At 68.1% G+C, this 9960-nt stretch carries 10 protein-coding genes; 7 read left to right on the top strand and 3 right to left on the bottom strand.

The genetic code is table 11. The annotated features are described in order from the left end of the window. Positions 1-187 (bottom strand): hypothetical protein (locus C1Y63_RS12570; protein WP_146128934.1); only part of this gene is annotated, 187 nt, incomplete at its 3' end. Positions 188-269: 82 nt separating this feature from the next. Further along, positions 270-1982, bottom strand: a complete 1713-nt coding sequence (locus tag C1Y63_RS10385; protein ID WP_106016383.1) for a long-chain-fatty-acid--CoA ligase — start codon at positions 1980-1982, stop codon at positions 270-272. Positions 1983-2363: 381 nt separating this feature from the next. On the opposite strand from C1Y63_RS10385, the gene mshA reads away from it, so the two are divergent. The 5 genes from mshA to C1Y63_RS10365 all read left to right on the top strand — a co-directional run bounded on the left by mshA (position 2364) and on the right by C1Y63_RS10365 (position 7229). Continuing rightward, positions 2364-3629, top strand: a complete 1266-nt coding sequence (gene mshA, locus C1Y63_RS10380) for a D-inositol-3-phosphate glycosyltransferase (RefSeq protein WP_233195685.1) — start codon at positions 2364-2366, stop codon at positions 3627-3629. Positions 3630-3763: 134 nt separating this feature from the next. Beyond that, entirely contained in the window at positions 3764-4003 is a 240-nt protein-coding gene (locus tag C1Y63_RS12745) for a hypothetical protein (RefSeq protein ID WP_158256151.1), read from the top strand. Positions 4004-4267: 264 nt separating this feature from the next. Then, entirely contained in the window at positions 4268-5014 is a 747-nt protein-coding gene (locus tag C1Y63_RS10375; protein WP_106016381.1) for a phosphoglyceromutase, read from the top strand. A gap of 265 nt (positions 5015-5279) precedes the next feature. Then, positions 5280-6314, top strand: coding sequence for a cell wall metabolism sensor histidine kinase WalK (locus tag C1Y63_RS10370; protein ID WP_106016380.1), 1035 nt, complete (start codon positions 5280-5282; stop codon positions 6312-6314). A 219-nt stretch (positions 6315-6533) separates the two neighbouring features. Next, complete coding sequence (locus C1Y63_RS10365; RefSeq protein WP_106016379.1) at positions 6534-7229, top strand: response regulator transcription factor; 696 nt, start codon at positions 6534-6536, stop codon at positions 7227-7229. Here the strand turns inward: C1Y63_RS10365 and C1Y63_RS10360 are convergent. Further along, complete coding sequence (locus C1Y63_RS10360) at positions 7211-8128, bottom strand: hypothetical protein (protein ID WP_233195684.1); 918 nt, start codon at positions 8126-8128, stop codon at positions 7211-7213. The genes C1Y63_RS10365 and C1Y63_RS10360 overlap by 19 nt on opposite strands. Before the next feature lie 33 nt (positions 8129-8161). Between C1Y63_RS10360 and C1Y63_RS10355 the strand changes: the two genes are divergently transcribed. Together C1Y63_RS10355 and C1Y63_RS10350 are read left to right on the top strand one after the other, a co-directional pair. Continuing rightward, positions 8162-9097, top strand: coding sequence for a Ppx/GppA phosphatase family protein (locus tag C1Y63_RS10355; RefSeq protein ID WP_106016378.1), 936 nt, complete (start codon positions 8162-8164; stop codon positions 9095-9097). Further along, positions 9097-9924: a hypothetical protein gene (locus C1Y63_RS10350; protein ID WP_106016377.1), complete on the top strand. Its 828-nt coding sequence runs from the start codon at positions 9097-9099 to the stop codon at positions 9922-9924. The genes C1Y63_RS10355 and C1Y63_RS10350 overlap by 1 nt, the downstream gene beginning before the upstream one ends. Positions 9925-9960 lie beyond the last annotated feature (36 nt).

Genomic DNA, 9960 nt, shown 5'->3' with positions numbered 1-9960 from the left:
ACATCACCGGCCAGGAGATCATCGTCGACGGCGGCCAGCTGCTGCCCGAGTCGATGGACGCACTCAACGACATGTAAGCCACCAGGCGGGGCGCGGCAGTGCGGTCGCCCGCGAGCCGCACCCCGCCTGACACAACGACGACGGCGCCGCTGGAGATGATTCTCCGGCGGCGCCGTCGTGTGTCCACGCCCGTGGGTGCTCGTGGCTGCAGGAACCGGACCTTTGGCTGTGGGCCTCGGGTTGTGGGCCTCGGGCGAGGTGCCCGTTGGTTACTTCTTCGTGCCGTAGCGCTCCAGCAACTGGGCCTGGACGTCGCGGCGGCGGATCTTGCCCAGCTGGTCGCGCGGCATCTCATCGAAGTGGTAGAAGGTGCGCGGCACCTTGTAGCGGGTCAGCTGCTCCCGGCAGTAGTCCTTCAGGCGCTCCGGGTCCATGGCTGCGCCCTCCGCGAGGGAGATTGCCGCGACGACGTTTTCACTGCCGTCGGGTCGGGGCATGCCCACCACGGTGGCGTCTTCCACGTCCGGGTGGGCCTTGAGGACTTCCTCCACCTCGGCGGGGTAGACGTTGAACCCGCCGGTGATGATGACTTCCTTAATGCGGGCCACGAGGCGGATGAACCCGTCGGCCTCCATGACGCCGACGTCGCCGGTGCGGTACCAGCCATCGTGGAAGGAGGCGGCGGTCGCTTCCGGCTGGTTGAGGTAGCCCTGGAACACCTGCGGGCCCTTGACGAGCACCTCGCCTTCGACGCCGTCGGGCTGGGTTTCGTCCAGGTTGTCGGGGTTCGCGATCCGCACAAGAGTATCGGGGAAGGGCACGCCCACATAGCCGGGGCGGCGGTCGCCGTTCATCGGGTTGCCGACGATGATCGGGGAGGTTTCCGTCAGGCCGTAGCCCTCCACGAGGCGGCCGCCGGTGTACTTCTCCCAGCGCTGGACCGTCGACACCGGCAGGGACGACGCCCCAGAGAAGCTGTTGCGCACACCCCCTATATCGACGCCCGCCTGTTCGGCGGCGTCGACGATCTTCTCGTACAAGGTCGGCACGCCCGGCAGCCACGTCGGGGTGTTCTTCTGCATCACCTTCATGATGAGCTTCAAGTCGGGGGCGGGCAGCATGATGATCTCCCCGCCGATGTACACGCCCAGGGTGGCGGTCATCGTCAACCCGTAGGCGTGGAACATCGGCAGCGCCGCCAGCAGCTTCTCATCCGTGTCGCCCAGGCCCGGCACCCACGCCTTGCCCTGGTGAATGTTGGCGAACAGGTTGCCGTGGGACAGCTGCGCCCCCTTCGGGGTGCCCGTCGTGCCGGAGGTATACAGGATCAGCGCGATGGTGTCCTTGGTGACGTGATCGGGGGTGGTGATGTCCCGCCCGTCGCCGCCAATGGCGTGCCCCAACAGCACCTCGAAGGGCACCGTGTTCGGGGCGGGCGCGGTGAGCTTGCTGCGCTGCTTCCGGATCATCGGCACCGGCAGCTTCAGCAGGCTGCGCTGCCAGGTCGGCATCGCTTCCGTCATGTTGACACTGACGATGGTCTCCAGGGAGGTCACCCCGCGCAGCTTCTCCAGGGTCGGCGCCGCCTTATCCCAGGCGATCGCGACACGCGCCCCGTGGTCCTTGAACGGCGGGGTGAGCTCGTGGGCGGTGTAGAGGGGGTTGTGCTCCACCACGGTCGCGCCGAGTTTCAGGATCGCGTAGAACGCCACCAGGTGCTGGGGGCAGTTCGGCAGCAGGATCGCCACCCGGTCGCCCGGGCGCACGCCGAAGGCCCGCAGGCCGGCGGCCGCGCGGCGGACCTGCCGGTCGAGCTCCGCGTAGTTCATGGTGCGGCCGAAGAACGTCACGGCCGGCTTGTCCGCATTGATCGCCAGGTTGTTGTCGTAGATGTCCAGCAGGGTGGTGTCACCATAGGTGAGCGAGTGGGGCGTCCACTCGGCGTACTTCTTCAGCCAAGCGCGGGATTCAAATGCAGACACGGGAAGTCCTTGGGTGGGTGGGGGAACAACAGCGCGCCACCCCGCAGATGGGGAAGCTACGCAGACGTAGGTCAGCTCCCCAGCATAGCAAGCGCGGGGACGCACTCGGCGGTGGCGGAGCAGAAGGGGGTAGTGGTTTGTTGTTACAGTGGCCGCAGCGCGAAGCCGCACGAGGACGCGGTCTCACATGCTCACACGGTTGTGTCGCGCGGAAGCCCGCCAGCGTTTCGCGGCCCCCACGGTCGGCCTGCCAGACGCGGTGGGCCTCGTCCGCGTGTCTGTGTTCTGCTTCGTTCTGCTTCGTCCTTTTTCGTTTCTCTTCTCTCTTCGTGCTTCTTTGTTGTTGTCGTTTTGTCCGCCCCCGCCCCTTTTTCCAAGGAGATGTCCCCTCCCGTGCGCGTCGCTATGATCTCCATGCACACCTCGCCCCTGCAGCAGCCCGGCAGCGGGGACGCCGGCGGCATGAACGTCTACATCGACTCCGTGGCCCGCGAACTCGCGGCCTTAGGTATCGCGGTCGACGTGTTCACCCGCGCCACCCGCCCCTCCCAGGGCGACATCGTTGAGGTGGCCCCCGGCTACCGGGTCATCAACATCGTGGCCGGCCCCTACGAGGGCTTGAGCAAGGAGGAACTGCCCACCCAACTGGCGGCGTTCGCCGGGGGCATCATCCACCAGCAGCGCTGCGAGGGCTACGCCTACGACGTCATCCACTCCCACTACTGGCTGTCCGGTCAGGTCGGCTGGCTACTGCGGGACCTGTGGGAGGTGCCGCTCGTGCACACGGCGCACACGCTGGCAGTGGTGAAGAACCTGCACGATGGTGCCGAGTCGGAGGCACGCCGTATTTGTGAGCAGCAGATCGTCGACAACGCGGACGTGCTCGTGGTGAACACCGCCGAGGAGGAGGACAACCTGGTCCGCCACTACGACGCGACGCGGGAGAAAATCCGCATCGTCGCGCCGGGGGTCAATGTGGGCCTGTTTACCCCGGGCAATGATCGGGCGACGGAGCGTGCCCGCCGCGAGTTGGGGGTGCCGATGCATGCGAAGGTGGTGGCGTTCATTGGCCGCCTGCAGGCGTTCAAGGGACCGCAGGTGCTGCTGCAGGCGGCGCACGAGCTGTTGCAGCAGCCCCTCGACTACGACTTGCGGGTGCTGATTTGTGGCGGCGCCTCCGGGGCGCATACCGCCCCGGAGCAGTACCAGGATCTCGCGGAGCAGCTGGGGATTGCGCGTGCGGTGCGCTTCCTGCCCCCGCGGCCCGCCGCCGAACTGGTCACCCTGTACCGGGCGGCGGACATTGTGGCGGTGCCGAGCTTCAACGAGTCTTTCGGCCTGGTGGCGATGGAGGCGCAGGCCTCCGGCACGCCGGTTGTGGCGGCCCGCGTCGGCGGTCTGCCGATCGCCGTGGAGGACGGGCAAACAGGACTGCTCGTGGACGGGCACGACCCGGAGCTGTGGGCCCGGGCGCTGGGGGAGCTGTTGAGCGATGATGCGCGCCGCATCCGCATGGGGGAGCAGGCGACGGTGCGCGCGCAGGAGTTTTCCTGGGCGGCCACCGCCGAGGGCCTGCAGCGCGTGTTTACTGCGGCCGCCGCTACCCCGCTGCAGCCCTGCCGGCCGCGGCACGCGAAGGGCGCCTAAGGCACGGCGCGCGGCGCACACACCGCACATCGCCTACCGCACACAGCGTGCGCGTGCCGCGCACGCCGCAGCCACATCGCCGACCCGCGGATCACTCTCACTGCACACGGAAGAACAAGGGGGCTCACACGCGCATGGTGTTCGCTCTGCTGCTGCTCATGCTGCTCAGCCTGGGGATCTATCCCGCCGCCTACCGGGTGGGCGGCATGGGGCTGGCGGTCGTGTGCCTCGTCGCCCACGGGGTGGCGTTGGTGTGGTGGGTACGCGCGGTCTCCCAGGGGGATTCCGCACTGGCGGCCCGGGTGCTCACGGTGGCGCTGGGGGTGGCGCTCGTGGTGGGGGTGCTGCTGCAGGCTGCGGCGCGTCGCCGCTAAAAGTCGCAGTCGCTCACGCCGCTCTCGGATCGCCGGTGGGTCGCTGGCGGGGTGTGCGCGAACGCCCTCACACGGGCATGCCCGATTGTGTGGGAAAAATCATGCCCGGTTGTGTGGGATTGGGGGTGGGGTGTGTGCGGGCGCGTGGGCTGCGCAAACACCCCTACCTGTGGTGGCCGCGGGGTGCGGGTGGGGGCTGTGTGGATGCTCTCAACGGGCGCAGGTGGGTGACGTCTACCGCCCGGTGGTGGCACAATGGCAAGCATGAGTACCGGAAAACTGATTCTCCTCCGCCACGGCCAGAGCCGCTGGAACGAGTCCAACCAGTTCACTGGCTGGGTCGATGTCGCCCTCACCGAGAAGGGTGAGAAGGAAGCTGCTCGCGGTGGCGAGCTGCTCAAGGAAAACAACATCCTCCCCGACGTGGTCTACACCTCCCTGCTGCGTCGCGCGATCAACACCGCGCACCTCGCACTGGATGCCGCCGACCGCCTGTGGATCCCCGTCGTCCGCGACTGGCGTCTCAACGAGCGCCACTACGGCGCCCTGCAGGGCCTGAACAAGGCCGAAACCAAGGAGAAGTACGGCGACGACCAGTTCATGGCATGGCGCCGCTCCTACGACACCCCGCCGCCGCCGCTCGCCGCCGACGCCGAGTACTCCCAGGCCCACGATGTGCGCTACGCCAACCTGGAGACCGTGCCGGACACCGAGTGCCTCAAGGACGTCGTCGAGCGCTTCGTGCCCTACTACGAGGCTGAGATCCTCCCGCGCGTCCTGCGTGGCGAGACCGTCCTCGTGGCCGCCCACGGCAACTCCCTGCGTGCCCTCGTCAAGCACCTCGACGGCATCTCCGACGCCGACATCGCTGAGCTGAACATCCCCACCGGCATCCCGCTCGTTTACGAGCTCGACGCCGAGGGCAAGGTCCTCAACCCGGGCGGCACCTACCTCGACCCGGAGGCAGCAGCCGCCGGTGCGGCCGCCGTCGCCGCCCAGGGCGCCAAGTAAGCCCGTCGCGGGACTGACGCACCCCCTGTTATTGCCCCCACCCCGCCGCGCGCACGGATTTTTCCTGCGGGCGGCGGGGTGTTGGCATACCCTGGACGAAAGACCACCAGGGTGGTCCCGCAAGGCGCCGGTCTGAGGCAGACGCGACGCAGATCCGATGCGAGACTGCAGTCGTTGCCCTCTTCCTTCCTCTTCGTCGTGCTGCCCTTGGCTTGTTGTGTTGTGTGCTGTGTTTTGGTTGTGGTTTTGGTTGTGCAGGTGAGCCGTGATTAACGCCGACATCATCCACCACGCGCCCTTCGGCGTCATCGTCCTCGACGCCGCGGGCGGCGTGGTGCTCGCCAACCCGCAGGCCGAAGCCTTCGGCCTCGTCCGTGACGGCGGGCTCGTGCCCCGCTACGCCGACGACCTGCAGGCGCTCGCCCAGTGCGCCCTGGAGGACACCCACCCCGCCCACGGGTCGGTGCGGGTGCGGCGCGGCGGCCAAAAACTCGCCATTGCTGCCCGCGCCCAGCGGCTCGCGGCCGACGACGAGCAGGTGGTGCTGTACCTGTCCGATGCCTCGGATGCGAAGCGGATGGAGTCCGCCCGCCGCGACTTCGTCGCCAACGTCTCCCACGAACTCAAAACCCCCGTCGGGGCCCTGGCGCTGCTCAGCGAGGCGCTCCTGGAGGCCCCGGAGGACACCGACTCGGTGACCTACTTCGGGCAGAAAATCCACACCGAAGCCCTGCGCATGGGCAACATGATCACCGAGCTCATCAGCTTGTCGAAGCTGCAGGGTGCGGCCTCCCTCCCACAGCTGGCGGAGGTCCACGTGCCCGGCGTCATCGCCGAGGCGATCGCCCGCAACCAGATTGCCGCCGATACTGCCGGCATTCGGCTCGTGGGCCAGGGGCTCGTCGCCGGGGGGCCGGTGCTTCAGGGCGACCGGCAGCTGCTTATCACCGCTGTCGCGAACCTCATCAGCAACGCGGTGAACTACTCCCCGGGCGGCAGCAGCGTGACGGTGCGGGCGACGGAACACGCATCCGACCCGGACCTGGCAGGGGTGCCGAGCGTGCGCATCGACGTCGTCGACCACGGCATCGGCATCGCCCCGAAGCACCACGCCCGCGTGTTTGAGCGTTTCTTCCGCGTCGACAAGGCCCGTAGTCGTTCCACCGGGGGCACGGGGCTGGGGTTGGCGATCGTCAAACATGTGGCCGCGAACCATGCCGGCCGGGTGGCGGTGAGCTCTGCGGTGGGGGAGGGGTCCACGTTCACCCTGATCCTGCCGCGGGAGCCACAAAACGAATAGGGGGTGCTGTGGCTGTTGGAGATTGCGTGGCTGGTCTGTGCTGCAGCGCGCGTGCCCGTGGCGTGCCGCTGGTCGTCCCTGCTCGTCCCTGCTTGTCCCTGTATTCGTTCGCGTTGTTCCTCCGCGTGATCCCGCCACGTTTCCGTTGTCCCTCGTGTCCCGTTTTCTCCCGCGTGACTGCTGATTCTGCTGATTCTTCTCTTCCCCTGTGAGGCACCCATGAGCTCTTCTTCCACGCCCGCCCAGTCCACCCGCATCCTCATCGTTGAGGACGAGGACTCCCTCGCCGAGCCGCTCGCATTCCTGCTCGGGAGGGAAGGCTTCGACACGATCATTGCCAGCGATGGGCCGCAGGCCCTTGTCGAATTCGCCAACCACGACATCGACATTGTGCTGCTCGACCTCATGCTGCCCGGCATGAGCGGCATTGATGTGTGCACCCACATCCGGGCCACCAGCCACGTGCCCGTCATCATGGTCACCGCCCGCGATACGGAACTGGACAAGATCCACGGCCTGGATATCGGGGCCGACGACTATGTGACGAAGCCGTATTCCTCCGGGGAGCTCATCGCCCGCATCCGGGCGGTGCTGCGGCGCAGCGACAAAACTCAGGACATTCTCGGTGGGCCGCGGGTGGCGATGGATACCCAGGCGCACATCGTCACCGTCGACGGGGAGCCGTTGCAGCTGCCGCGCAAAGAATACGAGCTGCTCGAGTTGCTGCTGCGCAACACTGGGGTGGTGGTGAGCCGGGCGGATCTCATCCGCGATATTTGGGGCGCGGACTACGTCGGCGACACCAAAACCCTGGATGTGCATGTGAAAAGGCTGCGGGCGAAGATTGAGGCGGACCCGTCCTCCCCGCGGCACCTGCTCACCGTCCGGGGCGTGGGCTACCGCTTCGACGCCTGAGCGGCCAGGGTGGCCGGGTGGGTGGTGAGCAGCGCCGCCGGATCCCCACCCGCGGCGCGGAGTGTCTCCGCCGCCGCCCGGCGGGCATCGCAGTGCGCCCGCAGCACCGCGTAGGCCTCCGCGCCCATGAGCGCGGTGAGTTCCTCGGCGCAGGTGCGATACAACGGCTCCTCGCCGGCATGGCAGTCGGGGGAGGTGGTGCAATACCAGTCGAAGTCTTCCCCGCCTTCGCCCCAGCCGCGGCGCTCGTACTCGGTGATCGTGGTGACGAGAACTTCCTTGCCGTCGGCGCGGTCGGTCCACTCCTCCAGGCGGCGCAGCGGCAGCTGCCAGCACACCTCCGGCTTGACGACCGTGAGATCCTCGCCCGCGGCCAGCGCCCACTGGTGGATCGCGCAGCCCGGGGTGCGGCGGTTGGCGAAGATGCACGCCCCATCGACGATGACGGTCTTCAGCGCGGGCTCCGGGTTACCGTCCTCGTCGTCGAGTTCGTCCCACACCAGGTAGGGCTCCAGCACATCGGGCTCCGCCCAGGCGTGCTCCAGTTCCTGCCGGGGCGGGGCGAGTTCCCACAGGTCCTCCGGCATGCGTTGCACCGCGTCGCGCAGCTGCTCCCGGTCCTCGTCGTCCGTGAGATACGCCCCATGGACACAGCACCCCACCTGCGGGGTGCTGGCCTCAATGCCCCGGCAGGCGGGTGTGCCGAAGCGGCAGCGGTAGGTGGACTCCACCCACGTCAAATCCACCCTCAGCAGGTGCAACGGGTCTGTCGGGTCGGTGAACTCGAAGAATTCGCGGGGAAAATCCGGGGCCAACTCTGCCCCTGCGCGGATGGAGGCCGCGGCGGGGGAGGAGGCAGGGAAACCGAGAAACACTTCCGAGGGGGCAGGGCGATTCACACCCACACACCTTATTCCGTCTAACCTAGGGGCGTGCGATTAGGTGTTTTGGACGTAGGGAGCAACACGGTGCATTTGGTGGCGGTCGACGCCCGCACCGGTGGCCACCCCACCCCGATGTCAGACTGGAAAACCACGATGCGTCTCGTCGAGTACCTCGACGCCGACGGCAACATCGACGACAAGGGAGTACGCAAACTCGTCAAGGCAGTCGGCGAAGCCAAGCAGCTCGCCGACCAGCTGGGTGCGAGCGAAATGCTGCCCTTTGCCACTTCCGCGATCCGCAGCGCCACCAACGGGGATGCGGTGCTCGACACCGTGGAAGCGGAGACGGGCGTGCGGCTGGAGATCCTCTCCGGCAAGGACGAAGCACGGCTGACGTTCCTCGCGGTACGGCGCTGGTACGGCTGGTCCGCCGGCCGGATCACCAACCTCGATATCGGCGGCGGCTCCCTGGAGATGTCCACCGGCACCGACGAAGAACCCGATGCCGCGTTCAGCCTCGACCTAGGGGCCGGCCGGCTCACCCACCAGTGGTTCGACACGGACCCGCCGGAGCGGAAGAAGATCAACATTCTCCGCGACTACATTGACGCCGAACTCGCCGAACCCGCCCGCCTCATGCGCAACTGCGGGAAAGAAAACCTGGCCGTCGGCACGTCGAAGACGTTTCGGACGCTCGCCCGGCTCACGGGTGCCGCGCCCAGCTCCGCGGGCCCGATGGTGACCCGCACCCTCACGCACCATGGTTTGCGGCAACTCATTGCGTTTATTTCCCGCATGACGGCCGCGGACCGCGCCGAATTGGAAGGTGTGAGCGCCGACCGCTCCCACCAGATCGTCGCCGGCGCGCTGGTCGCGGAGGCGGCGATGCGCAGCCTGAAGATCGAGCAGCTGCAGATCTGCCCGTGGGCGTTGCGCGAAGGTGTTATTCTGCGACGGATCGATAAGGGATTGGACAACCACTGATGAGCGAGAAGAAACTCACCGTCGCTGAACTGCTCGCCCGCGCGGAGCGGGAAGGCCAGCAGGAGGCGAAGCCCCGGCGGCGCCGCAGCCTGGACGAGGGCGGCGTCTCCGTCGCCGAGCTGACCGGATCCATCCCGGCCGTGAAGTCCGCGCCGAAGCCCTCCAAGCACGAGGTCGTCACCCCGCCGCCCGCGCCCCGGCAGGCCCCGCCCGCAGCACACCCGCAGCAGCAGGTCCCGGCGCAGCCGGCGGCCCCCGCGCAGCCGGTGAAGAAGGCTCCCGTCACCCCGCCCCCGAGCGCGGAGGAGACCGTCGTCATCAGCGTCGTCGACGCGGACGCGCAGCGCGCCGTGCTCACGACCGACACCCCGAAGCCCGGCCCGCAGGCCGCGGCCCCGGTGAAAAAAGTCACGCCGCGCCCCACCAAGCCGAAGCCCGCCACCCCCGCCGCGGCGGCAGCCCCGGTGGCCGCCGCGCCTGCGCCGAAGCCCGCGCCGACCGGCGAATTCGCCGCTGTGAAGTCCCCCGTCGTGGAGGCCATCACCGTCGACGAGGTGGAGGAGACCCCCGCGAAGGTCAGCGTGCTGGCGGTGCTGGGCATGGTCGTGGTCGGCCTGCTCATCGGCGCCGGGTTGTTCAAGGGCTTTGAGGCCCTGTGGCTGCAGCTCAACAGCATCATCGTCGCCGTCCTCGCCCTGGCCGTGACCTGCGGTGTGGTGGGCGTGGTGCACGCCCTGCGCACCGAGCGCGACGGGCTGAGCATGTTCCTCGCCGGCATTGCCGGCCTGGCGATGACCTTCGGCCCGGCACTCATCACCGGGTTCTAAAGACGCTGTTGCGCCGCCTCACCGCCATCTGGCAGG

It is taken from the genome of Corynebacterium sp. 13CS0277 (genome assembly GCF_002994655.1).
Lineage (GTDB): Bacteria > Actinomycetota > Actinomycetes > Mycobacteriales > Mycobacteriaceae > Corynebacterium.
This window is presented reverse-complemented; position numbering and strand designations above follow the sequence as displayed.